The organism is Rhizobium croatiense (assembly GCF_019793465.1).
GTDB classification, from domain to species: Bacteria; Pseudomonadota; Alphaproteobacteria; order Rhizobiales; family Rhizobiaceae; genus Rhizobium; species Rhizobium croatiense.
The window spans coordinates 217,762-240,375 of record NZ_JAILYJ010000007.1 but is presented as its reverse complement, the minus strand read 5'-3'; the positions used below and the strand labels follow the sequence as shown (position 1 = coordinate 240,375).

Sequence of the window (22,614 nt, the reverse complement as noted above, 5' to 3'; positions counted from 1 at the left end):
GACCCAGGTTTAGGCGAGGGCGCCGGTCTCCACAAGGGCCGGCGCCTTTACCTTGTCGATCCGGCATTGAAAGCAGTTGTTGCGGGCCGAGCGCACATGCACGTAGGCAATTTCGGGCCGCGCCAGCAATGTCTGCGCATAGGCCGGAATATCGGGGGTATCGGTCACCGCGCCGGTGCCGTAGACGATGCGGTTGTTTTCGCCGTAGCCGCGCACGATGAAGTCACGGCTGGTCGTCAGCACCGGCGGTAGGATTTCCTCGGCGGCATAACGTGGGCAAGGCTGCTTGTGCAGGAAAATCGGCCCGGTTTCGGCATAGGGCTGCAGCTCCGGAAAGGGCCGGTAGGCGAAGACCAGCAATTCCTCGCCTTCGTCGATATTCCTCAGGCAATGGCGGCAGGGATGACCCGGGCCATCGGAAACCATTGTCTCGGGCAGCCTGTCATAGGCATCGCGGCCGCCGCTCCAGAGGGCTCTAGCATCGGTAGTCGGCATGGCGGCAAAACGAATGGCGGTCATGGCAGATCTCCTTTGTAATTGCCATGAAATGCGCCCGAACGAGCGCGCAAGCCACCCGATTCTTGCGCATGCTGTTGCCTGTCGAGATCACCGCGGCACGCCAGGCATGCTAGTTCATCAACGTTTGAGGGAAATTCCACCTCTCCTCACTCATTCCTGTGCCTGTCACAGGAATGAGTGAAGCAAGTCCTTGGGCGCATAGACTCTTCCTTGAGATATTGCTTCATTCACCGCGCAGACGCGCCGTGGCTGGATTCCTGTGACAGGCACAGGAATGAGGAGGAGAGGCGGGCATTTCACCGCATAGCTGTGTACCTGAGATGGTTGACAGGCACATGCACCGGAAAAGCAAACCAACCCCTCAGCCTTTCCGCGCGATCTCCAGTAGTTCCTTGTCGCTCAGCGGCCGGACGATGCCGGTGCCGGTCGAGACCGGGGAGAAGCCGTACATCTGGTAGAGCTGCAGCGCCCGCGGATGGTCGAGATTGTTGGTGGTGGTGGTGACCCGCTTCGGATTGAGCGACCAGATGGCATAGAGCGCCTGCAGCAGGAACCATTTGCCGATGCCGAGGCCGAGCGCATGTTCGATCAGGCCGAAATGGCAGAGTTCGATCGTATCCTCGTCCTCGCAGAAATATTCATAGAAGCCGGCAGGGGCGCCGTTCACATAGAGGACGCTGATATTGTTGCGCTTGTCGTTCAGCGTCTGGGTAAGCTGCTCGTCGCTCATGCGCAACCGGTCCACCCATTGCCAGCGCGCGCCCACCTGCCGGTAGAGATAGCGGTAGAAGGGCAGCGGTATGCCGGGCGCACGCATGATCGCCGTCTGGATATTGACCGGCACCGGCATGCTGGTTTTCGGCGCCGCCGTCATTTCGAGACGGGTGATGTGAGCTTTCAGCGAAGCGGGTGTTTTCCCCATGGCGGTCAGGCTTTGACCGGTGTTGGCGGACCGGTGACAACGGGCGTATCGTCACGGCTGCCCCATTCGCTCCATGAACCGTCATACAGCTTGTTGTCGTGATGACCGAGCGATTCCAGCGCCAGCGTGATGATGGCCGCCGTGATTCCCGAGCCGCAGGAGGTGACGACCGGCTTCGAAAGATCGATGCCTGCCTCCTCGATCGTCTGGCGGAGTTCTGGCAATGATTTGAACCGGCCCTGGTTGGCAAAGACGCCGGATGGCAGGCTGCGGGCGCCGGGCATATGGCCGGCGCGCATGCCGGCCCGCGGCTCAGGCTCGGTGGCGGCGAAGCGGCCGGCGCTGCGGGCATCGGCGATCTGCATCGCGCCGCTCGAGACGATGTCGCGCATGGCATCGAGCCTCACCACGCGGCTCGCATCGAAGTTCGGCGTGAAGGCCGCCGGCGCATGGCCGGGCACCGTGGTTTCAAGCGGACGACCCTCGGCCTTCCAGCCATCGAGACCGCCGTCGAGCACAAAAACGTTCTTCGCCCCCATCACCCGGAACAGCCACCAGACGCGCGGCGAGGCGAACACGCCGATGCCGTCATAGACGACGATGCGATCGTTCTCGTTGATGCCGAGCCGGCCGGCCTCAGTGGCGAAATAATCGGGCGAGGGGATCGTGTGCGGCAGCGACGTCGAATGGTCGGCGATCTTGTCCTGGTCGAAACGGATGGCGCCGGGAATATGGCCGGCCGCATATTCGGCATCGGCATCGCGTTTCTGCGCCGGCAGATAGAAGGAGGCGTCCAGCACACGCAGATCCAGTTTGCCGAGCTCGGCCTGCAGCCAGTCGGCGGAGACGACGAAACGGCTCTTGCTCTCAGTCATTTGGATCTCCCTTGTCAGGCTTCTTCGCCGGGCGCACCGAAGCGGATGCGGAAGCGCCGGTTCTCCTTGCCCTTCTTTTCGATCTTGGCGATATGGATCTGACCGACTTCCTGCGTCTCCGAGACATGTGTGCCGCCGCAGGGCTGGCTGTCAATCGAGGAGTTTTCGCCGATGCAGACGAGGCTGACACGACCGAGGCCGATCGGCGGGCGCACGTTCTTCGATTTGACGATATCGGGATTGGCCGCAAGCTCGTCGTCGGTGATCCATTGCAGGTAGACCGGATGGTTCTGGCCGACCAGTTCCATCAGCCTGGCGGTGACCTCGTCCTTGTCGATCGTCTCGCTCATGTCGAAGTCGATGCGGCTTTCCTCCTCGCCGACCGCGGCCCCGGTGATCGGATAGGAGCAGACGACGGAAAGCAGGTGGCAAGCCGTGTGCATGCGCATCAGCCTGTAGCGGCGCGGCCAATCGACATGCAGCACCAGCGTCTCGCCGATCTCAGGCTGTGGCGCATTGTCGAGCGGCACATGGATGATGATATCCTTGCTCGCGCCATGTTTCGTCTGGCCGAGCGCGATCTTGCTGCCGTCGGCCCGTTCAAGCTGACCGGTGTCACCGGGCTGGCCGCCCGATGCCGCATAGAAGCAGGTCTGGTCGAGTTCGATGCCCCCGTCGTCGTGAACGGCGGTGACGACCGCCTCGCATGTCGAGAGATAGAAGTCGTCACGGTAGAGGGCATTGACGGGCATGGGTCTCACACGGGTTCATAGGGAACGTGTATGTCGGACGACCTAGCCATCCAGCCCGGAACGGGCAGTCCCTTCGACCTCAGGAAATCCGGATTGAAGAGCTTCGACTGATAGCGGTTGCCGTAGTCGCAGAGGATTGTCACCACCGTGTGACCGGGCCCGAGATCCCGGGCGAGATTGACGGCGCCGGCAATGTTGATCGCCGTCGAGCCGCCGAGGCACAGGCCCTCGTTTTCGACGAGATCGAAAAGATAGGGAAGGGCTTCGGCATCGGAGATCCGATAGGAAAAGTCCGGCGTGAAGCCCTCGAGGTTGGCGGTGATGCGGCCCTGGCCGATGCCCTCGGTGATCGATGAACCTTCGGATTTCAGCGTGCCGTTCTGGTAGAATTCATAGAGAGCGGCACCATCGGGATCGGCGATGCCGATCTTGACGTCGGCCTTGAAAGCTTTGAGGCCGGCAGCGACACCTGCCAGCGTGCCGCCGGAACCGACGGAGCAAATAAAGCCGTCGATCTTGCCGTCGGTGTCGTTCCAGATTTCCGGCGCGGTCGTTTCGACATGCGCCTGCCGGTTGGCGACGTTGTCGAACTGGTTCGCCCAGATCGCCCCGTTCGGCTCGCTCTTTGCCATCTGCTCGGCGAGCCGCCCGGACACCTTCACATAGTTGTTCGGGTTCTTGTAGGGAACGGCGGGCACTTCGACGAGTTCGGCGCCGAGCAGTTTCAGCGCGTCCTTCTTTTCCTGGCTCTGCGTTTCCGGGATGACGATCACGGTTCGGTAGCCGAGCGCCTTGGCGACCAGCGTTAGCCCGATGCCGGTATTGCCGGCCGTGCCTTCGACGATGACGCCGCCGGGCCGGAGCAGCCCCTTCCGTTCGGCGTCGCGGATGATGTAGAGCGCGGCACGGTCCTTGACCGACTGGCCGGGGTTCAGGAACTCCGCCTTGCCGAGAATGGTGCAGCCGGTTGCCGCCGAGGCGCCCTTGAGTTTGATCAGGGGCGTATTGCCGATGGCTTCGAGGACGGAGGGGTGCAAGGTCATGGAATCTGCCTCTTTCGAACTCTTACTTTAAGAACGGTCTTTTCCCTTCACAAGGCTGTGTTGGCAAGAAATGCTATTCCATGCCTCTGTCGGCCACGACAAAATTTCGCTTTCCCTGCCCGAAAAGGCGCATCGCCCGCCATCCGGCGGTTGCGTGGTGATCCGAAGATTGACTTTACCCGTACGGATGACGACAAAACGAAACGGAGCGTAGCAACAGGGCGTGACCAAAACCGACATGGTTCACGAGCAGATCGATACGATCGACGCATTGATGGCCCATTACGTCGCCGGTTCTTTGCCCGAGCCGGCGCGGGTGCTCGTACGATCACATCTGCAAATGAAGCCAGATAATCGAAGCCTGGTGAGAAGCCTCGAGCTTTTGGCCGGGGAAGCCCTGGAAAGCACACCGGAAGCCGCCATTGCCGATCGCGACCTGCGGCTTGCTGCGATCTTTGCCTCTGCCCCTCCTGCCTCCGAATCTCATGTTTCCACGAGGCCAGAAAGGGCGCTGTTTCCGCAGGCTTTGCGCGATCTCCTCGGCTTCGAAGCCGAGGACGTGCCCTGGCGCAGGCGCTTGCCCGGCTTCAAGGAATATTCGTTCGGTATGGAGGGCTGCGAGGTCAGCCTGATGTGGATCCGTCCGGGCCGGGCCTTACCGGCCCATAGCCATAAAGGCATGGAACTGATCCTGATCCTCGACGGCGCGTTCAACGATGAACGCGGCCGTTTCGGTGCCGGCGACATCTCCATTGCCGACGAGACGGTCGAGCATCGGCCGGTCGCCGAAAAGGACAGGCCCTGCATCGCCTTTGCCGTTTCCGACGGGCCGATCAAGCTCGTCGGATCCCTTCGTCAGATGATCGGGGACCTGATCGGCTGAAAGCAGCCACAATGGTGTGATAGAGCCATAAATCCGGGAGGAGATGTGAACTTCCGGACCTGTTTTCGTGCTGGTCAGGCTGAGCCGGAGGAACATGTCATGCGTGATTTCATCGCCCGTCCCGAACATGGAATCGTCTGGATATCGGGCGCGAGTTCCGGCGTCGGCCGGGCGCTTGCGCTGAAGCTCGCCGGCGAGGGATACAAGGTCGCCGTCACCGCCAGAAGCCATGAAAAATTGGTCGAACTGCAGACCGAGGCCAGCGGCCTTGACGGCAGCATCGTCGTTCTCGACGGCGATGTCACCGATGCCGAGGACATGGAACATGTCATGGCCTCCATCGAATACGAGCACGGCACGCTCGCCATGGCGATTCTCAACGCCGGCATCTATCTGCCTGTTCATGCCGAGGACCTGCACCGCGCCGATTTCGAAAAGAGCTTCGCCGTCAATCTTTCCGGCGTCGTCAACTGTCTCTTGCCGGCGATCCGCCATATGAAGGCGAAAGGGCAGGGGCAGATCGCCATCGTCTCCTCCGTTACCGGCTATGGCGGCCTGCCGATGGGCGCTGCCTATGGCGCCACCAAGGCGGCGCTGATCAACATGGCCGAAAGCCTGAAATTCGATCTCGACAAGATGGGCATCCGCATCCAGCTCGTCAGCCCGGGCTTCATCGATACCCCCGCGACAGGCAAGAGCGCCTTGCCGATGACGGCGCTGGTGTCGCCCGAGGAGGCTGCCCGGCAGATCGCAGCCGGACTGAAATCGCAGGCGTTCGAGATCACTTTCCCCGGGCGCTTCACCACGATGCTGAAGCTTGCGCGTCTGCTACCCTACGGCGCTTATTTCCCGCTGGTGAACCGCTTGACCGGCTGGCGCGAACCGTCATCGGCAGGTCGCCATCCGGCGACACCGCATCCGGCGGAATGATCAGCTGCGCGAGAACACCACTTGGCGCACATCGATATTGCCGGCCCGAAAGCCGGCTTCGCAATAGAACAGATAGAATTCCCAGAGCCGCTTGAAACGCTCGTCGAAGCCCATCGGACGGATGCGTTCCCAGACCGACCGGAAGCGCTCGCGCCATTCGGCAAGCGTACGGGCGTAATCGAGCCCGAAGCTGAAGTCCCTGACCAGTGACAAATCGACCTTGCCGGCGAGCTCGGCCAGGTGGTTGCGCGTCGGCAGCATGCCGCCGGGAAAGACGTATTTCTGAATGAAGTCGGGATTGCTGCGATACTGGTCGAAGGCTTCGGGCCGGATGGTGATGATCTGCAGGCCGGCCTTGCCGCCCGGCTTCAAGCATTGCCGAAGCTTGGAGAAATAGGACGGCCAATATTTCTCGCCGACCGCCTCGAACATCTCGATCGAGACGATCCGGTCGTAGAGCCCGGCTTCATCGCGGTAATCCTGAAACCGGAATTCGACGCGATCGCCAAGCCCGGCCTTTTCGATGCGCGCTTCGGCATAGGCGAGCTGCTCCCGGCTGATCGTCAGCCCGGTGACCTTGCAGTTCAGCTCGCCGGCTGCGAATTCGGCAAAACCGCCCCAGCCGCAGCCGATCTCAAGCACGTGATCCCCGGCCCTGATGCCGGTCGCCTCGGCAAGCGCGCGGTATTTGGCATTCTGCGCCGATTGCAGGTCGTTGGCGCCGGTGGAATAGAGAGCGGAGGAGTAGGTCATGCTCGGGTCGAGCCATTCCCTGTAGAATTCGTTGCCGAGGTCGTAATGGGCGGCGATGTTGCGCTTCGAGCCCGCTTTGGTATTGGCGTTCATCCAATGGCGGACACGCTCGACCAGGCGCCCGACGCCGCTTTTGCCATGCGCGTAGCTGTGCGCCGCCTCGCCATTGACGAGGAAGAGCTCGAGGAAGGCCGCGATGTCGGGGCTGTCCCAATCGCCGTCCATATAAGTCTCTGCGATCCCGATCGTGCCGCTTGTCAGCGCCCGGTAGGCAAGGTTCCAGTTGTGGAGGCTGAGGGCCGCCTTCGGCCCGGCCTGCTTGCCCTCGATCAGCAGCCTGCGGCCATCGGGCAGGGTGACGGCAAGCGAGCCGTGCTGCATGCGCAGAAGTCCGCGCAGCGCCAGCTTGGCCTTGAATGGCAGACCCTTCACCAGACGGGATATGTTGTCGGCCGTCAGCGTTACCGCATCGCGGGCCAGCAGATTCCAATCCTGCGCCTTGCTCATCTCTCCTCCTCCAGCATTTTTTCGCCGGTTAGGGACGACGATACATCCATGACGAAGTGCTCGGGCGGCCTCCGGCCATTATCCTTGAAAGCTAGCGCATCGGCCCGAAAATCGGAATCGATTTTCAGGCTGCAGCGAATCTACGGAATGGTCGGATCAAGAAGCTTCATGCGAAGAGAGAGGCTTTTGGTTATCGCCGCGACATGAAAAAGGCCGGCGTGAACCGGCCTTTTCTCAAAGCGGGCGAAGGCCTGCTCAGTTGTCGTATTCGCGGCAGGCTTCGCTGATCGAAGCGCCGCTCTGACCGCCACGGGTGTCGACGCCCGACATCTGCTGCGGCATGCCGGGGCATTCCATCGTTTGCGGCCGGCCGATGCTCTGCGTCGTGGTCGGATCGACCGGCGCGACCTGCACCGGATACATGCCATTGTCGCTGTTGGTGTAATCCGACGAATAGTTACCCGATCTCGGATCGGTCGAGCCGCCATTCGTCGGCCCGATTGGATCGGGGTTCGTCTGGGCAAAGGCCGACGATGCCATGCCGATCGCGAGCAGCGAAGCGGCGATAAGGGATTTGGTCATGAGGATATCCTCCTTTGATTTTCATCTTGGATGACCCTGGTGAAACTGCGTCACGGAATCATTGTTCCGAAATTTGCGAAAAACCTGCACGCTCGCCTTGCATGGTTACGCACAAACCTTAACGGGCGAAGCCGCTGGATCGCTGCCACTGCCTGTCTTAGGGCATGACGAAACGCCAATCCGCAGCATGAGGCCACTATGTTCGTTTCTCCCCGCGAGGCCGCAGATATCGGTCTGCAGATTGCGCTTTCAATTGCTTTGACGACAGGTGGCATGGCGATCGCTTCCGCGGCCATGGGCGGCGAAAGAGCCGGTATTTCCGCGATCGACGTCGGCCGTCCCCCGCTGTGGACCGCCGTTCCGACGCGCGTGGTCCGTCTGCGGGCCGACGCGCCGGCCGAATTGGAGCTTGCCGCCCGCACCGGCGACCTCTGCCATGACCGGATCGGCCTTCGCCTCTCCTGCGACCTGATCGCGGCTTCGGGCGCCGCCGCTTTTTAGGGCAGATTTGCGACATCGTCGCCGCCACGATCGAAAGCTTGCAAAACAGGGCGATTTGCCGTTTCATCGCGTCCAGCGATCGCCACCCGACTCTATTCTCCCGAAGGATTCAGCCTTTTGTCCCAGCCGATGCCCCGTGGCTTCGAGAAGCCTTATGCCGCTTTCCTGTTCGATATGGACGGCACCATCCTCAATTCGATCCGTGCGGCCGAACGTGTATGGAGCGATTGGGCAAGGCGTCAAGGGCTCGATGTCGCCGACTTTCTGCCGAAGATGCATGGATCGCGCGGCATCGACACGATCGCCCGGCTGAACCTGCCGGGCGTCGATCCCGAACATGAAGCCAAATTGGTGACCGAGGCCGAAATCGCCGATGTCAGCGACGTTGTTGCCATTTCCGGTGCGGCGGCATTCCTGAGTTCGCTGCCGCCGGATCGCTGGGCGATCGTCACCTCTTCGCCCTTGCGTCTTGCTCGCCGGCGGCTGGAAGCTGCAGGCCTGTCGCTGCCGAAATTCATGGTGACGGCGGAGGACGTCGAGGTCGGAAAGCCCGATCCGCAATGCTATATCCTCGGCGCCGAACGCCTCGGCGTCAGCACCCAGGACTGCCTGGTGTTCGAGGATGTCGCAGCCGGCATCATCGCCGGCGAGGCGGCGGGCGCCGATATCATGGTGGTGACGGCAACCCATCACCAGAAGATGGAGACGCCGCATCCGACCTTGTCATCCTACGATGAGATCTCGGTGCGCATCTCGGCCGACCATAAGATGCTCATCGTCCCGAATGCGGCCTGATCTCGGGCCGCGTAACGTTTCTGCCTTTCACTCCGCAGCTGCGGCAAGACAGCGATCGACGATCCTGCCGATTTCGCCGCGGCAGGAGCCGCAATTGGTTCCGGCACTGGTTTCCTTGCCGACCGCCTCGACGCTGTGGCATCCCTCGCGCACGGCAGCGGCGATCTGGTTGACACCGACGCTGAAGCAGGAGCAGACGGTAGCGCCCGGATCCGGTCTGCCGGCCCCGGGACGACCTGCGACGAGCGCGAAGCGTTTCCTCAAATCACCATGCGCGGCGGAGAGCTGCGAGATCGCCCAGTTGCGCGCCACGGCGACCGGCTCGCGGGCGAGGAACAGCGCAGCGAGCAGGGTCTCGCCGTCGAAGAAGGCGAGCCGGAGGTCGCCGGTCTGCCGGTCGGCATAACCGAGCGGTTCGATTTCGTCGGGAATGGCGAAAACCGCGCGACACCAGGCCGTCCAGTCCTCGACGGTTCCTTCGAAGGCAAGCTCCAGCCGCCAGCCGCCCTCGGCTTTTGCCAGTGCCCAATAGGCCGCCTCCGGCGTGGCCGGTTTGACGGCCGAGACCGCGAAGCCGTAATGCGCGGCGCGGAAGGGCCGCACGGCGACGGCAACATTCTTTGACGCCGGCTGACCGGAAACGGGATCGGTAATCGGCGCGACCACGGCGTCGATCCGCGCTTTTGCAGCGAACTGGTCGTTCCAGTGCATCGGCGCGAAAATGCCGCCGCGCGCCTGGCGATCGGTCACCAGCGCCCGCACGATCGCCTTGCCATGCGGGCTGTCGATCTCGACGAGGCCGGCGCTCGATATACCGGTCTCGATCGCGTCGCGCGGATGGATCTCCGCAAAGGGTTCGGCGATATGGGCGGAAAGCCGCGCGCTCTTTCCGGTTCGCGTCATCGTGTGCCACTGGTCGCGGATGCGCCCGGTATTCAGCGTAAAGGGGAAATCGGCATTGGTGCGATCGGTTGCCGGCGCTTCCACCGCAACGAAGCGCGCCTTGCCATCGGCATTGTAGAAACCGCCATCGGCGAAGAAGCGGGTGACGCCTGGCGCGCTGCCTGCCGGCTGCGGCCACTGGAACGGTGACAGTTCGTCATAGGCGGTGCCGGTCATGCCGGCGCGGGCGCCGATGTCGAAGTCGCGGCTGCCGTTGTTTTCGAAGGCGGACAGGGCGGCGTGTTCGGCGAAGATTTCGGCCGGCGCATCGAAATCGAAGGCGGCGGCAAATCCCATGCGGCGTCCGACCTCCGCAAGCTGCCACCAGTCGGCCTTGGCATCGCCGGGAATGCCGAGAAACGGCCGCTGCCTGGAAATGCGCCGTTCGGAATTGGTGACGGTGCCGTCCTTCTCGCCCCAGCCGAGCGAGGGCAGAAGCACCTGTGCGTGCCGGGCCGTATCCGTCTCTCTCAGTATGTCGGAGACGACGACGAACGGACAGGCGGCGATCGCGCTTTCGACGCTATCGGCATCCGGCATCGAGACGACAGGATTTGTGGCCATGATCCAGAGCGCCTTGATGCGCCCTTCGGCCACTGCGCGGAACATGTCGACCGCTTTCAAACCGGGTTTTGCGGCGATGACCGGCGATTCCCAAAAGCGCTGAACGCGGTCGCGGTCTTCAGGATTTTCGATTGCCATATGGGCGGCAAGCATGTTGGCGAGACCGCCGACCTCGCGCCCGCCCATGGCGTTCGGCTGGCCGGTCAGCGAGAACGGTCCCATGCCCGGGCGGCCGATGCGGCCGGTCGCCAGATGGCAGTTGAGGATGGTATTGACCTTGTCGGTGCCGGAGGAGGATTGGTTGACGCCCTGGCTGTAGCAGGTGACGACCTTCGACGTCGTCTCGAACAGGCGGAAGAATTCCCGGATCTGCATGGCCGGCAGGCCGGTACGCTCCAGCAGATCGTTGATATCAAGTGCTGCGGCGGCCGCAAAGGCGCCGGCGAAGCCTTCCGTATGGGAGGCGATATAATTCTGGTCGATCGCTGGGCTTGTCGAAAGATGGGCGAGCAGCCCCATGAACAGCGCGACGTCCCCGTCCGGGCGGATGGCCAGATGCAGGTCGGCGATATCGCATGTCATCGTCCGGCGCGGATCGATGACGACGATCCGCATGTTCGGCCGCGCCGCTTTTGCGGCGGCCAGCCGCTGGTAGATGACGGGATGACACCAGGCGAGGTTGGAGCCGGTGAGCACCACGAGATCCGCAAGCTCGATATCCTCATAGGTCCCTGGCACGGTATCGGCGCCGAAGGCGCGGCGATGCCCGGCCACCGACGAGGACATGCAGAGCCTGGAATTGGTGTCGATATTGGCCGAACCGATGAAGCCCTTCATCAGCTTGTTGGCGAGGTAATAATCTTCAGTCAGCAATTGCCCCGAGACGTAGAAGGCGACGGAATCAGGTCCGTGCTCGGCGATCGTTTCGGAGAAACGCCGGGCGACCAGATCGAGCGCCTCGTCCCAGCCGCTGCGTGCGCCTGCGATTTCGGGATAAAGAAGCCGGCCGTCGAGATCGATGGTTTCGGCAAGCGCCGAACCCTTCGAGCAGAGCCGGCCGAAATTCGCCGGATGCTCGGGATCTCCCTTGACGCTGACGGCGCCGGCTTCGTCGACCGTAGCGATAACGCCGCAGCCGACGCCGCAATAGGGGCAGGTGGTCTTGACCTCAGCCGCCATTATTCAGCCGCCATCAACAGGCTTTCGAGCGCGATGAACAGGGCGCCGTCCTCGTTGCGGACCGGTATGGTCCGCACCGCGCCCTCGTCGGCGCCGAGCGCCTTGCCGGTTTCCAGCGAGATCACCCAGTTGTGCAGCGGGCAGGTGACGGCCTTGGCATGCACGATGCCCTGGGAGAGCGGGCCGCCCTTATGCGGGCAGTGATCCTCGATGGCGAAGACCTCGTTTTCGGCCGTGCGGAAGACGGCGATCTTGCCCTGCGGCGTCTTCACGCAGCGCGCGCCCCGCAGCGGAATATCGGAGATGTCACCGATTGCGATCCAATTCATGTCCATCTCCTTACTCGGCAGCCTGCGGATAGCCGATCGTCGCCATCGGCTTGAACTCGTGTTTGTCCTTGCCGGAAACACGCTCCGACCAGGGATCGACCTGGGCAAATTTCTGGGAGAAGACGAAGCGGTCGTAATAGGCCTTGCGCTTTTCACCATCGTCCATGATCTGGCGGCGGATTTCGTCCAGGCCGATGCGCTTGGCCCATTTGTAGATGCGCTCGAGATAGCGGGCCTGCTCGCGATACATCTGCGTCAGCGCCACGATATGCTCCAGCGCTTCGTCCTCGGTCTTCACCAGGCCGAGCACCTCGGTGCCCTTGATGTCGAGACCGGCAGCGCCGGCGAAATGGATCTCGAAACCGGAATCCACGCAGATCACGCCGATATCCTTGCAGGTCGCTTCGGCGCAATTGCGCGGGCAGCCGGACACGGCCATTTTCAGCTTGGCCGGCGTCCATGAGCCCCACATGAATTTCTCGATGCGGATGCCGAGACCGGTGGAATCCTGGGTGCCGAAACGGCACCAGTCCGAGCCGACACAGGTTTTCACCGTACGCAGGCCCTTGGCATAGGCCTGGCCGGAGACGAAGCCGGCCTTGCCGAGATCGGCCCAGACGGCAGGCAGGTCTTCCTTCTCGATGCCGAGCAGGTCGATGCGCTGGCCGCCCGTCACCTTCACCATCGGGATCTCGAACTTGTCGACGACATCGGCGATGGCACGCAACTCGTTCGAATTGGTGACGCCGCCCCACATGCGCGGCACGACGGAATAGGTGCCGTCCTTCTGGATGTTGGCGTGGACGCGCTCATTGATGAAACGCGACTGGTAGTCGTCGGCATATTCGTCCGGCCAGTCGCAGACGAGATAATAATTGAGCGCCGGGCGACACTTGGCGCAGCCGCAGGAGGTCTTCCATTCCAATTCCTGCATGACGGCGGGAATGCTCTTCAGACCTTTCGCCTTGATCAGGCGGCGAACATCGTCATGGCCGAGTTCGGTGCAGGTGCACATCGGTTGCACGGCGGCCGGATTGTAGCCTTCGCCGAGCGTCAGCGCCATCAGTTGTTCGACGAGGCCGGTGCAGGAGCCGCAGGAGGCGGACGCCTTGGTATGGGCGCGCACATCGTCCAGTGACGTCAGTCCTTTGCTCGTGATCGTCGAGGTGATCTTGCCCTTGCATACGCCGTTGCAGCCACAGATTTCCGCGTCATCCGGCAAGGCTGCAACGGCCGCCATAGGGTCCAGCGGCGACCCTCCCTGATAGGCCTGACCGAAGATCAGCGTCTCGCGCATCTCCGAAATATCGGTCGCCTTCTTCTTCAGATCGTTGAACCACGCGCCGTCGGCGGTCTCGCCGTAAAGCACGGTGCCGATAATCTTGTTGTCCTTCAGCACCAGGCGCTTGTAGACGCCGGCGCTGGCATCGCGCAGCACGATCTCCTCGCGGTCGTCACCGTCGGCGAAATCGCCGAGCGAATAGAGTTCGATGCCGGTGACCTTCAGCTTGGTCGGCGTGTCCGCATGCACGAAAGCCGGCGAACGGTCGTCCGAGAGATGTGCTGCGGCAATGCGAGCCATCTCGTAAAGCGGCGCGACGAGGCCGTAGACCATGCCGCCGACCTCGGCGCATTCGCCGAGCGCGAAAATGTCGCCGTCCGAGGTCTGCATGCCCGCATCGACGACGATGCCGCGATTGACCGCAAGGCCGGCCTCTTTCGCCAGGCCGACGCTTGGGCGAATGCCGACGGCCATGACGACGAGCGTTGCCGGGATGATGCGGCCGTCGTCGAGCTCGATGCCTTCGACCCTGCCGTTGCCGAGGATCGCCTTGGTGTTGGCCTTGCAGATGACCTTGATGCCGCGTTCCTCGACCGCTTTCTGCAAGAGATAGCCGGCGGCGGGATCGAGCTGGCGCTCCATCAGCGTCGGCATGACGTGCAGCACGGTGACGTCCATGCCGCGCTGGGCGAGGCCGGCCGCCGCTTCGAGACCGAGCAGACCGCCGCCGATGACGACCGCCTTTTCGCGCGACTGAGCGGCAAGCAGCATGGCCTGCACGTCGTCGAGATCGCGATAGGTGATGACGCCGGGCAGATCCTTGCCGGGAACCGGAATGATGAAGGGCACGGAACCGGTGGCGATCACCAGCTTGTCGTAGCTTTCGGTGACGCCGTGGTCGGAGGTGACCGTCTTGGCGGCACGATCGATGTTGACGATCTTGTGGCCCTTGTAGAGCATGATGCCGTGCTTGATGTACCAGCCGTCACCGTGAATGATGATCTGCTCGTAGTCCTTCTCTCCCGAGAGAACCGGCGACAGCATGATGCGGTCGTAATTGACGCGCGGCTCGGCGTTGAAGATCGTGACGTCATAGCGTCCGGGCGACCGTTCGAAGAGGTGCTCCAGCATGCGCCCGGGCGCCATGCCATTGCCGATGATGACGAGTTTTTCGGTCATATTTCCAAATCCTTAGATCAGGTTGCAGCCATGGGGGCGGAGTGCCCCTGGCGCGACAGTTGCTTGACGGACAGGTGCATCCAGATCAGCGAAATCGCCACGATTGCGAAGAGCAGCAGGAAGCAGCTGGACCAGAGGCCGGTCATGTCCTTGAGGAGGCCGAAGGCGATCGGCAGGATGAAGCCGCCGAGACCGCCCATCATGCCGACGACGCCGCCGACGGCGCCGACGCTGTCGGCATAGTAGGCCGGGATGTGCTTGTAGACGGCAGCCTTGCCGAGGCTCATGAAGAAACCGAGCACGAAGATGACGACGATGAAGATGACGGGCGTGATGGTCGCAGCCGGCAGCGATAGAATGAGCGTGGCCACGGCCGACACGGCAAACATTGCGTACATCACGCTGCGTGCACCCTTCTTATCCGACAGCACGCCGCCGAAGGCGCGGAAGACGCTGCCCGGGATCGAGTAGGCCGCCGCGATCATGCCGGCAGTTTCGAGGCTGAAGCCGTAGACGCCGACCAGATAGCGCGGCAGCCACAGCGACAGGGCGACGAAGCCGCCGAAGGCGAAGAAATAATAGAGCGAGAAGCGCCAGACCTGGACGTTCTGCAGTGGCGCGAATTCCTGGGCAAGGCTCTTGGAGGCGACGCCGCGCTCGCGGCGAAGACGGAAGGCCGGATCGTCGGTGGTGGTGAACCAGAAGACGACGGCCATCAGCGCCAGACAGACGGCCCAGATTTCCGCAACCGCCTGCCAACCCCAGGCGAGCAGCACGAAGGGAGCGGCGAATTTGGTCACGGCCGCGCCGACATTGCCGGCGCCGAAGATGCCGAGCGCGGTGCCCTGCTTTTCCGCCGGGAAGAAGGGCGAGACATAAGCGACGCCGACTGCGAAGGAGCCGCCGGCAAGCCCGACGCCGAGGCCGGCGATCAGCATCTGCGTATAGGTGTGGGCGTAGGAGAGCAGAAAAGTCGCCACCGCGGCGGCAAGCATCGTCAGCGTATAAACGAGACGGCCGCCGTAACGCCCCGTCCAGATGCCGAGGACGATGCGCACGAGCGAACCGGTAAGAACCGGGGTGCCGATCAGCAATCCGAACTCGGCCTCGTTGAGGTTGAGTTCCTGCTTGATGCGGACGCCGATGATCGCAAAGATCGTCCAGACGGCAAAACAGAGGGTGAAGGCGACCGTGGAGATCCACAGTGCCTTGGCTGGTTCGCCGGCGGACATGGGCTGCGCTTTCTCGATGACAGACATGGCTTCTCCGTGGCCCGACAAGGTCGCGCCAATCCATCGCTGGGGGTTAAAACAAAAAAGCCGCTGGTCAGGCTGCGCTGCACGAGGTGCGCGAAATATCCTGATCAGCAGCTTTGCTGGTGGCGCCCGCCGTTGGACGCCGAATTCTTGGTCTTCTGCGAGCGCCTAATGCGCTCTCATACTGCTCTGATCGCCATTGACCTGTGCGCTGATAGCCTTGCAAACTGCGTGCCAGTTTGGCTGTTCTGCTTTAAGTTATTGAATGGAAACGGAATTTGTAAGGGGTATCCGTCTGCACGTTTTTGTGGCTGTCGAAAAACGTGCAAATCTTTTGTGCGTTGCGGTGATGGCGGGCATCGAACTTTGCTGGCGTTTTGTGCAGGTCGGCATGGATCAGGTCTCATCGCTGTGGGGAGCGAAGGGCAGGGCGCTTTTGACGGCGAAGCTCGCCACATAGTTCGGCAGTTCCGTCGGATCGAAGACGTGGCCGTCCATGAAGCGGTCGCCTTCGTCATTGCCTTCGATGCGGATATCGGCGTCGTCAGGTGCGTTGGACTCGCCAAGAGCCGTGCGATAAAGGTCCGGGCGGTAGGCGGAGGCGGCGGCCCGCGCCTTGTTGAGGCTGGCCTCGGCCTGCCCCCAGCGCATCATCTGGCTATAGATCCACAGCGCATGGCTCGGGCGGGGATAATTGGCGAAGCCGGAATGAAACTGGAAATAATCGGCGATGATGCGCCTGTTTCCCCAGCCATCGAGGCTGAATTCGCCGGCGAGAACGCGGCGAATGATATCGACGGGGGCGGCAATATAGCGCGGATCGGCGAGGGCGGCGGCCAGCGCATCGTGATTGTCCGGCCGGTCGCACCAGCGGGCTGCCGCGTCGAGCGCCACGATCAGCCGGGAAACGGTCTCCGGACGGCTTTCCGCCCAATCCGGCCGCATGCCGATCACCTTTTCCGGCGCCGACGGCCAGATATCCTGTTTGGCGGCGACGATGCGTCCGAGGCCGCGCTCCGAGGCGACCATGTTCCACGGCGCGCCGACGCAGAAACCGTCGATCGCGCCGGCTGCCAGTGCGTCCGATGTCAGTGGCGGCGGCACGACGACGAGCTTGACGTGCCTGTCGGGATCGATGCCGCCGGCAGCCAGCCAGTAGCGGAATTCGTAATTGTGCGAGGAGAATGGATAGGTGACCCCGAAGGTCGGCAACGGCTCGCCGCGCGCCTTCATCGCTGCGATCGTCTTGGCCAGAGCATGGGCGTTATCCAGCGCGCTTGCCGTTTCCGGTAATCCGGCGTCATCCCGCATCCTGTCGAAGAGCCGCGTCGACAGCGTGATCGCATTGCCGCCGCGCCCGAGGGAAAACGGCGTGATCGTCGGCGAGGGATTGGAGCCGAGGCCGAGCATGGAGGCGACCGGCATCGGCGACAGCATATGGGCGATATCGAATTGGCGGAATGCCAGGCGGTCACGGACATTCGCCCAGGAGACGTCCTTGACGAGATCGAGCGTCAGGCCCTCCTTCTGCGCGAAACCGAATTCCGCCGCCGCGATCAGCACCGACGCATCGACGAGCGGAATGAAACCGGCCCGCAGCACTTTCGGCCCTTCATTGTCGATGCGCGCGGGCGAGGGCAGCCCGCCGCTGGAACTGACGGTCTTCGTCATCATATCCACTCCGGTTTCCTCCGGAAATTTAGGCGGCCCGCCATCACATCAAAAGTCCCGCGGCGGTGACCACACTCTGGGCGATTTCCGACATCTTCTTCTTTTCGTTCATCGCCGTCTGGCGCAGCAGGGCGAAGGCCTCTTCCTCGGAGAGACCGCGCATCTTCATCAATATCCCCTTGGCGCGCTCGATGAGCTTGCGTTCCTCCAGCGCCGAGCGGGCATCGGCAAGCTCCCGCCGCAGCCGGCTGAAGGCATTGAAGCGGCTGACGGCCATGTCGAGGATCGGTTTGACGCGTTCCTTCTTCAATCCGTCGACGATATAGGCGGAGACCCCGGCATCGACCGCCGCCTCGATCGAGGCCGTGTCGGAGCGATCGACGAACATGGCGATCGGACGGCTGACCGTGCGCGTCAGCTGGAACAGATGCTCCATCATGTCGCGGTTGGGATTTTCGATATCGATGATGATCACATCGGGCATCAGCGTTTCGATGGTTCGCGCGATGCCGTTGACCTCATGCACCACGGTGACGCGCTTATGCCCTGCCTCGCGCAGCCCTTCTTCGATAATGGAGGCGCGAATGGCATTTTCGTCGATCACCAGAATCGTCAGATCGAGATGCGTCATGCTTCTATTTATGACGCAGTGCAACAATTTTGGCAAGGTATACGCCCGAAAACTGTGCACAAATATATGCGCACAAAAATTAATCAATGTGCCTCACTTTCGAGCGCCGGCTCCTTCGTCTCTCCTCCGCTCTGTTAATAGCAGATCAAAAAACGCGGTCTTTTCGTTGCGTCGATCCGCGGGGAAAAATAATGCCGGCGCAGGCTGCAAATCGAAAGAGCATGCCTTCGGTTCTCGTGGTATATATTTTAAAGAAATGCAGCGAAAACCTTGGGATGGGAGAGTTTTTTGCTCGCAGCTGGTGCGCCCCTGGCGATCGCAATTTTATCACGACTGCGGCAGGCAGTTCCCATGGCCGCCATTTGAGATAACGAAACCCAACAACGGCTTTGGAGGGCCGACCATGAGCTTACGTATCAACGACATCGCTCCCGACTTTACTGCCGACACCACGCAGGGGCCGGTCAGCTTCCATGACTGGATCGGCAACGGCTGGGCCGTTCTGTTCTCGCATCCGAAGAATTTCACGCCTGTCTGCACAACCGAGCTCGGCGTCATGGCCGGCCTCGCGGGCGAATTTGCCAAGCGCGGCGTCAAGATTATCGGGATCTCAGTCGATCCGGTCGAAAGCCATGCCAAGTGGAAGGGCGACATCAAGACCGCGACCGGCTTCGACGTCGATTATCCGCTGATCGGCGACAAGGATCTCAAGGTTGCCAAACTCTACGACATGCTGCCGGCCGGCGCCGGCGAGAGCTCCGAAGGCCGCACGCCTGCCGACAATGCGACGGTGCGTTCGGTCTTCATCATCGGCCCGGATAAGAAGATCAAGCTGATCCTGACCTATCCAATGACGACCGGCCGCAATTTTAACGAGATCCTGCGCGCCATCGATTCCATCCAGCTGACGGCAAAGCACCAGGTGGCGACGCCGGCAAACTGGAACCAGGGCGAGGACGTCATCATTACCGCCGCGGTGTCCAACGAAGACGCGATCACACGTTTCGGCTCCTTCGATACGGTTCTGCCCTATCTCAGGAAGACGAAGCAGCCGACGGCCTGATCGCTGTCTTTTTCAAGCTGTTTGCAGGCCGCCGCGGCCATATAGCCCGGCGGCTTTTTTCGTGCCGCCATTGCGCAAAATGGGGAAGCTTCGCGCCTCGATTGATGTTATCTAGGGTCAGCGTCGCGATGGAAGTCGAACCTGCCGAGATCCGATGATAGGGCGAAAACGTCAGTCCGACATGGGGAGGAGATTGGCGAAGGTCCTGCTTTCGCTCTGCTTCCTGTTCTCCACGGCGGAGACGCCAAAGGCCGAGCCGGAAGGAAGCGATATGCCAGCTGCCTGCCTCTATTCCGGGCCTGCTGCCTCGGGCTCAGGCGAGACGCTCTGCATCCGCCAGGACAGTTTCAATCGCGACCTCTGCGCTGCGATCGAGCATTTCGCCGAGGCCAATCGGTTGCCGCCGGCTTATTTCGCCCGTCTCATCTGGCGCGAAAGCACCTTTCGTCCTGACGCTGTGAGTTTCAAGGGAGCGCAGGGCATTGCGCAGTTCATGCCCGGAACGGCGAAACTGCGCGGTCTCGAAGACAGCTACCAGGTGCTGGAAGCCCTGCGGAAATCGGCGCAATATCTCGACGAATTGCGCAATCGTTTCGGCAATCTGGGCCTTGCCGCCGCGGCTTATAATGCCGGCGAAAGCGGCCTTGCCGCTTATCTTGCGTCAGGAAGATTACCTTACGAGACGCGCGGCTATGTGATGGCGATCACCGCCCATACGGTCGAGGAATGGAAGGATAATCCACCGGAAAATGCGGCAGCCCCGCTCGACAAGGACAAGCCCTTTCTCGATGGCTGCGTGGCGCTCGCCGAAAGGCGGAGGTTGAAGGACACGCCCTGGCATCAGGAGGGCAACTGGGCCCCCTGGGGCGTTCAGCTGGCGGCGAATGCGGATGTCGCGGTGGCCCGGCGTCTTTTTCTCGATGCCGTGCAGGATCTGCCTTCACCTTTGGACGCCGAACAGCCGCTGATCCTGCGCCAGCGCGACCGCAGCTTCGGTTTCCGCCCGCGTTATGTCGCCCGCATCGCCCGGCAGACGCGTGTGGAAGCCAACGAGGTCTGCAACCAAATCCGAAAGCACGGCCGCACCTGCCTTGTCTTCAAAAATCGATAGCCGGGCGGCTTCCGCATTCTGAGACGAAAAGTCCGCTTGCGGGATCGCCGGATGGAGCAGCATAGTCTCGCGGGGTCACGGCTAAGGAGGAACGACTATGCGGGTTTTGGTCATCGGGGCGACGGGCCATGTCGGAACCTATCTCGTTCCCCGTCTGGTGGAGGCGGGTCACGACGTCGTCACCATCAGCCGCGGTGCGGCAAAGCCCTATACGGCAAGCCGCGCCTGGGCCTTCGTCGATCAGCGGCAGATGGACAGGGCGGCCATGGAGCGGACGGGTGATTTCGGCCCGGCCGTACGCGCATTGAAAGCCGATATCGTCATCGACATGATCTGCTTCACGCTGGAAAGTGCCGAGCAGCTGGTGACGGCCCTGTCCGGGCATGTCGGCCACTTCCTGCACACCGGCACGATCTGGACACATGGGTACCCCACGACGGTGCCGACACGCGAGGAAGCCCCGAAGTCCCCGTTCGGTGACTATGGTATCCAGAAGGCGGCGATCGAAACCTATCTGCTGCAGCAGGCAAGGCTGCAAGGCTTCCCGGCAACCATCATCCATCCCGGCCATATTGTCGGCACCGGATGGGCGCCGCTCAATCCGGCCGGCAATTTCAACCTGCAGGTCTTCGCGACCCTTGCCCGGGGCGAAGCCCTGGCGCTGCCCAATTTCGGCTTGGAGACCGTTCATCACGTCCACGCCGATGACGTGGCGGCGATGTTCATGAATGCAATCGCCCACTGGAACGCGTCGCTCGGTGAGAGTTTCCACGCAGTTTCCGAGCAGGCCCTGACCCTTCGCGGTTATGCGGAAGCCATGTCGCGCTGGTTCGGGCGGGAGCCGAACCTCACCTTCGCGCCGTTCGACGCCTGGGCCGAAGGCCAGACGGCCGAGGATGCGGAGGCGACATGGGAGCATATCGCCCGCAGTCCGAATTGCTCGATCGCCAAAGCCGCACACCGGCTCGGCTACACGCCGCGATATACGTCGCTGCAGGCGGTGCAGGAATCGGTCGGCTGGCTGGTCGGGCAGGGGCGGATCAAGACCTGATCGCCGGGTTTCAAGCGATCAGGATAGCTCTGAAATCATTGACGTTGGTTCCGGTCGGGCCGGTTTCGAAGAGATCGCCGACGGCGGCAAAGCCCGAATAGCTGTCATTGCCGTCGAGCAGCCGGCGCGCATCGAGACCGGCGGCGCGAAGGCGCTTGATCGTTCCGCCATCGGCAAAGGCGCCGGCATTGTCCTCCGAACCGTCGATGCCGTCCGTGTCGGCGGCAAGGACATGAATGCCCTGCTGTCCATCGATCGCGAGCGCCATGGCGAGGGTGAATTCGCCGTTGCGCCCGCCCTTGCCGCCCTTGGCCCGCAGCGTCACCGTCGTCTCGCCGCCGGACAGGATGACGACCGGCTTCGCAAAAGGCCTGTTCCGGCCGAGCACCTCGCGGGCGATCGCAGCATGCACCAGCGCCACATCGCGCGATTCACCTTCGATCGCATCCGAAAGGATCGCCGATTCGATCCCTTGCGATTTGGCCAGGGCGGCAGCAGCCTCCAGCGATACGCCGGCCGAGGCAATGATGTGGTGCTCGTGCCGTGAAAACACCGGATCATCCGGCCGCGGCGCATCGGCCTTCGGCGAGTTCAGATGATCAAGGGCGGCCTGCGGCAGCTGCAAACCGTATTGCCTGATGATCTCGAGGGCCTCGTGCCGTGTCGAACCGTCGGGCACCGTCGGCCCGGAGGCGACATGGGCGGGATTGTCGCCCGGAATGTCCGAAACGATCAGGCTGACGACCCTCGCCTTCGTCGCCGCTGCCAGTCTCCCGCCCTTGATGGTGGAGAGATGCTTGCGCACGACATTCATCGCCGAGATCGGCGCGCCCGAAGCCAGCAACATCTCGTTGAGTGCGATCTCGTCTTCAAGGGTCAGCCCCTCCGGCGGGGCGGGGAGCAGCGCCGAGCCGCCGCCGCAGATCAGGGCTATCAGCAGATCGTCTTCCGTCAGCCGGTTCACGGTTTCCATCAACCGCCTTGCGGCAGCAAGTCCCGCGGCATCGGGCACCGGGTGGGCCGCCTCGATGATCTCGGTGTGGCGGGTGTCGCAGCCATAGCCATATCGGGTGACCACCAGTCCCTCGAGCGGTCCGTCCCAGACGCTTTCGAGCGCCTGCGCCATCTGCGCCGCGCCCTTGCCGGCGCCGATCACCACGGTTCTGCCTTTCGGCTTCTCCGGCAGGCGGGCCTTTATGCCGGTCAGCGGATCGGCGGCGCGAACCGCCGCGTCGAACAGGCTTTTCAGGAAATCGCGGGGGGCGGCGGTTATTGTCATCCTTGGTCTCTGCTG

General features: G+C 62.4%; 21 protein-coding genes. 7 read left to right on the top strand and 14 right to left on the bottom strand.

What is annotated here, in order from left to right:
* Positions 1-9 precede the first annotated feature (9 nt).
* From K6M89_RS14070 to K6M89_RS14050, 5 genes are all read right to left on the bottom strand, one after another.
* Positions 10-519 carry a DUF1203 domain-containing protein gene (locus K6M89_RS14070; protein ID WP_222139840.1) on the bottom strand — a complete coding sequence of 170 codons (510 nt, stop codon included), beginning with the start codon at positions 517-519 and terminating at the stop codon, positions 10-12.
* Between the two features lie 361 nt (positions 520-880).
* On the bottom strand, positions 881-1,441 hold the full coding sequence (locus K6M89_RS14065; protein ID WP_097579049.1) for a GNAT family N-acetyltransferase: 561 nt from the start codon (positions 1,439-1,441) through the stop codon (positions 881-883).
* A 5-nt stretch (positions 1,442-1,446) separates the two neighbouring features.
* Positions 1,447-2,316, bottom strand: a complete 870-nt coding sequence (sseA, locus tag K6M89_RS14060) for a 3-mercaptopyruvate sulfurtransferase (protein ID WP_222139839.1) — start codon at positions 2,314-2,316, stop codon at positions 1,447-1,449.
* A gap of 14 nt (positions 2,317-2,330) precedes the next feature.
* A complete protein-coding gene (locus K6M89_RS14055) occupies positions 2,331-3,068 on the bottom strand; it encodes an alanyl-tRNA editing protein (protein ID WP_097579051.1) in 738 nt (245 codons plus the stop codon).
* Positions 3,069-3,073: 5 nt separating this feature from the next.
* Positions 3,074-4,111, bottom strand: coding sequence for a cysteine synthase A (locus K6M89_RS14050; protein ID WP_222139838.1), 1,038 nt, complete (start codon positions 4,109-4,111; stop codon positions 3,074-3,076).
* Between the two features lie 223 nt (positions 4,112-4,334).
* Here K6M89_RS14050 and K6M89_RS14045 point away from each other — a divergent pair, with 223 nt between their 5' ends.
* A complete protein-coding gene (locus K6M89_RS14045) occupies positions 4,335-4,994 on the top strand; it encodes a ChrR family anti-sigma-E factor (protein WP_222139837.1) in 660 nt (219 codons plus the stop codon).
* 99 nt (positions 4,995-5,093) lie between these two features.
* The gene (locus tag K6M89_RS14040; RefSeq protein WP_097579053.1) at positions 5,094-5,924 is read left to right on the top strand and encodes an SDR family NAD(P)-dependent oxidoreductase; all 831 of its coding nucleotides are present in this window, start codon (positions 5,094-5,096) and stop codon (positions 5,922-5,924) included.
* Here the strand turns inward: K6M89_RS14040 and K6M89_RS14035 are convergent, their stop codons facing one another.
* Both K6M89_RS14035 and K6M89_RS14030 read right to left on the bottom strand, forming a co-directional pair.
* Positions 5,925-7,184 (bottom strand): SAM-dependent methyltransferase, encoded by a 1,260-nt coding sequence (locus tag K6M89_RS14035; protein ID WP_222139836.1) that lies wholly within the window; start codon positions 7,182-7,184, stop codon positions 5,925-5,927.
* A 255-nt stretch (positions 7,185-7,439) separates the two neighbouring features.
* Entirely contained in the window at positions 7,440-7,766 is a 327-nt protein-coding gene (locus K6M89_RS14030) for a hypothetical protein (RefSeq protein ID WP_222139835.1), read from the bottom strand.
* Between the two features lie 198 nt (positions 7,767-7,964).
* On the opposite strand from K6M89_RS14030, the gene K6M89_RS14025 reads away from it, so the two are divergent.
* Both K6M89_RS14025 and K6M89_RS14020 read left to right on the top strand, forming a co-directional pair.
* Positions 7,965-8,267 (top strand): hypothetical protein, encoded by a 303-nt coding sequence (locus K6M89_RS14025; protein WP_222139834.1) that lies wholly within the window; start codon positions 7,965-7,967, stop codon positions 8,265-8,267.
* Positions 8,268-8,384: 117 nt separating this feature from the next.
* The gene (locus K6M89_RS14020; RefSeq protein WP_222139833.1) at positions 8,385-9,062 is read left to right on the top strand and encodes an HAD-IA family hydrolase; all 678 of its coding nucleotides are present in this window, start codon (positions 8,385-8,387) and stop codon (positions 9,060-9,062) included.
* A 27-nt stretch (positions 9,063-9,089) separates the two neighbouring features.
* Here K6M89_RS14020 and K6M89_RS14015 read toward each other — a convergent pair whose 3' ends face one another.
* The 6 genes from K6M89_RS14015 to K6M89_RS13990 form a co-directional block, all read right to left on the bottom strand.
* Positions 9,090-11,747, bottom strand: a complete 2,658-nt coding sequence (locus K6M89_RS14015) for a nitrate reductase (RefSeq protein WP_222139832.1) — start codon at positions 11,745-11,747, stop codon at positions 9,090-9,092.
* Positions 11,747-12,082 (bottom strand): nitrite reductase small subunit NirD, encoded by a 336-nt coding sequence (nirD, locus tag K6M89_RS14010; protein WP_170964722.1) that lies wholly within the window; start codon positions 12,080-12,082, stop codon positions 11,747-11,749. Before nirD ends, K6M89_RS14015 begins: the two co-directional genes overlap by 1 nt.
* A gap of 4 nt (positions 12,083-12,086) precedes the next feature.
* Entirely contained in the window at positions 12,087-14,537 is a 2,451-nt protein-coding gene (nirB, locus tag K6M89_RS14005) for a nitrite reductase large subunit NirB (RefSeq protein WP_222139831.1), read from the bottom strand.
* 17 nt (positions 14,538-14,554) lie between these two features.
* Positions 14,555-15,796, bottom strand: coding sequence for an MFS transporter (locus tag K6M89_RS14000; protein WP_222139830.1), 1,242 nt, complete (start codon positions 15,794-15,796; stop codon positions 14,555-14,557).
* 393 nt (positions 15,797-16,189) lie between these two features.
* Positions 16,190-17,473 carry a CmpA/NrtA family ABC transporter substrate-binding protein gene (locus K6M89_RS13995; RefSeq protein ID WP_222139829.1) on the bottom strand — a complete coding sequence of 428 codons (1,284 nt, stop codon included), beginning with the start codon at positions 17,471-17,473 and terminating at the stop codon, positions 16,190-16,192.
* 34 nt (positions 17,474-17,507) lie between these two features.
* Positions 17,508-18,095 (bottom strand): ANTAR domain-containing response regulator, encoded by a 588-nt coding sequence (locus tag K6M89_RS13990; RefSeq protein ID WP_064683734.1) that lies wholly within the window; start codon positions 18,093-18,095, stop codon positions 17,508-17,510.
* Positions 18,096-18,498: 403 nt separating this feature from the next.
* Between K6M89_RS13990 and K6M89_RS13985 the strand changes: the two genes are divergently transcribed.
* From K6M89_RS13985 to K6M89_RS13975, 3 genes are all read left to right on the top strand, one after another.
* Positions 18,499-19,158, top strand: coding sequence for a peroxiredoxin (locus tag K6M89_RS13985; RefSeq protein WP_097579062.1), 660 nt, complete (start codon positions 18,499-18,501; stop codon positions 19,156-19,158).
* Between the two features lie 154 nt (positions 19,159-19,312).
* Positions 19,313-20,269, top strand: coding sequence for a lytic transglycosylase domain-containing protein (locus K6M89_RS13980; protein WP_222139828.1), 957 nt, complete (start codon positions 19,313-19,315; stop codon positions 20,267-20,269).
* 97 nt (positions 20,270-20,366) lie between these two features.
* Positions 20,367-21,320, top strand: a complete 954-nt coding sequence (locus K6M89_RS13975; RefSeq protein WP_097579064.1) for an NAD-dependent epimerase/dehydratase family protein — start codon at positions 20,367-20,369, stop codon at positions 21,318-21,320.
* Between the two features lie 10 nt (positions 21,321-21,330).
* Here K6M89_RS13975 and K6M89_RS13970 read toward each other — a convergent pair whose 3' ends face one another.
* On the bottom strand, positions 21,331-22,599 hold the full coding sequence (locus K6M89_RS13970; RefSeq protein ID WP_222139827.1) for a glycerate kinase type-2 family protein: 1,269 nt from the start codon (positions 22,597-22,599) through the stop codon (positions 21,331-21,333).
* Between the last annotated feature and the right edge of the window lie 15 nt (positions 22,600-22,614).

What these genes read in the sequence shown, in the direction of transcription:
- K6M89_RS13975 (WP_097579064.1), top strand. Translation starts at nt 20,367, where the DNA reads ATGCGGGTTTTGGTCATCGGGGCGACGGGCCATGTCGGAACCTATCTC.
- K6M89_RS14025 (WP_222139834.1), top strand. Translation starts at nt 7,965, where the DNA reads ATGTTCGTTTCTCCCCGCGAGGCCGCAGATATCGGTCTGCAGATTGCG.
- K6M89_RS13985 (WP_097579062.1), top strand. Translation starts at nt 18,499, where the DNA reads ATGAGCTTACGTATCAACGACATCGCTCCCGACTTTACTGCCGACACC.
- sseA (WP_222139839.1), bottom strand. Translation starts at nt 2,316, where the DNA reads ATGACTGAGAGCAAGAGCCGTTTCGTCGTCTCCGCCGACTGGCTGCAG.
- K6M89_RS14070 (WP_222139840.1), bottom strand. Translation starts at nt 519, where the DNA reads ATGACCGCCATTCGTTTTGCCGCCATGCCGACTACCGATGCTAGAGCC.
- K6M89_RS14040 (WP_097579053.1), top strand. Translation starts at nt 5,094, where the DNA reads ATGCGTGATTTCATCGCCCGTCCCGAACATGGAATCGTCTGGATATCG.
- K6M89_RS14030 (WP_222139835.1), bottom strand. Translation starts at nt 7,766, where the DNA reads ATGACCAAATCCCTTATCGCCGCTTCGCTGCTCGCGATCGGCATGGCA.
- K6M89_RS14000 (WP_222139830.1), bottom strand. Translation starts at nt 15,796, where the DNA reads ATGTCTGTCATCGAGAAAGCGCAGCCCATGTCCGCCGGCGAACCAGCC.
- K6M89_RS13970 (WP_222139827.1), bottom strand. Translation starts at nt 22,599, where the DNA reads ATGACAATAACCGCCGCCCCCCGCGATTTCCTGAAAAGCCTGTTCGAC.
- nirD (WP_170964722.1), bottom strand. Translation starts at nt 12,082, where the DNA reads ATGGACATGAATTGGATCGCAATCGGTGACATCTCCGATATTCCGCTG.
- K6M89_RS14015 (WP_222139832.1), bottom strand. Translation starts at nt 11,747, where the DNA reads ATGGCGGCTGAGGTCAAGACCACCTGCCCCTATTGCGGCGTCGGCTGC.
- K6M89_RS13990 (WP_064683734.1), bottom strand. Translation starts at nt 18,095, where the DNA reads ATGACGCATCTCGATCTGACGATTCTGGTGATCGACGAAAATGCCATT.
- K6M89_RS14050 (WP_222139838.1), bottom strand. Translation starts at nt 4,111, where the DNA reads ATGACCTTGCACCCCTCCGTCCTCGAAGCCATCGGCAATACGCCCCTG.
- K6M89_RS14035 (WP_222139836.1), bottom strand. Translation starts at nt 7,184, where the DNA reads ATGAGCAAGGCGCAGGATTGGAATCTGCTGGCCCGCGATGCGGTAACG.
- K6M89_RS14055 (WP_097579051.1), bottom strand. Translation starts at nt 3,068, where the DNA reads ATGCCCGTCAATGCCCTCTACCGTGACGACTTCTATCTCTCGACATGC.
- K6M89_RS14065 (WP_097579049.1), bottom strand. Translation starts at nt 1,441, where the DNA reads ATGGGGAAAACACCCGCTTCGCTGAAAGCTCACATCACCCGTCTCGAA.
- nirB (WP_222139831.1), bottom strand. Translation starts at nt 14,537, where the DNA reads ATGACCGAAAAACTCGTCATCATCGGCAATGGCATGGCGCCCGGGCGC.
- K6M89_RS13980 (WP_222139828.1), top strand. Translation starts at nt 19,313, where the DNA reads ATGATAGGGCGAAAACGTCAGTCCGACATGGGGAGGAGATTGGCGAAG.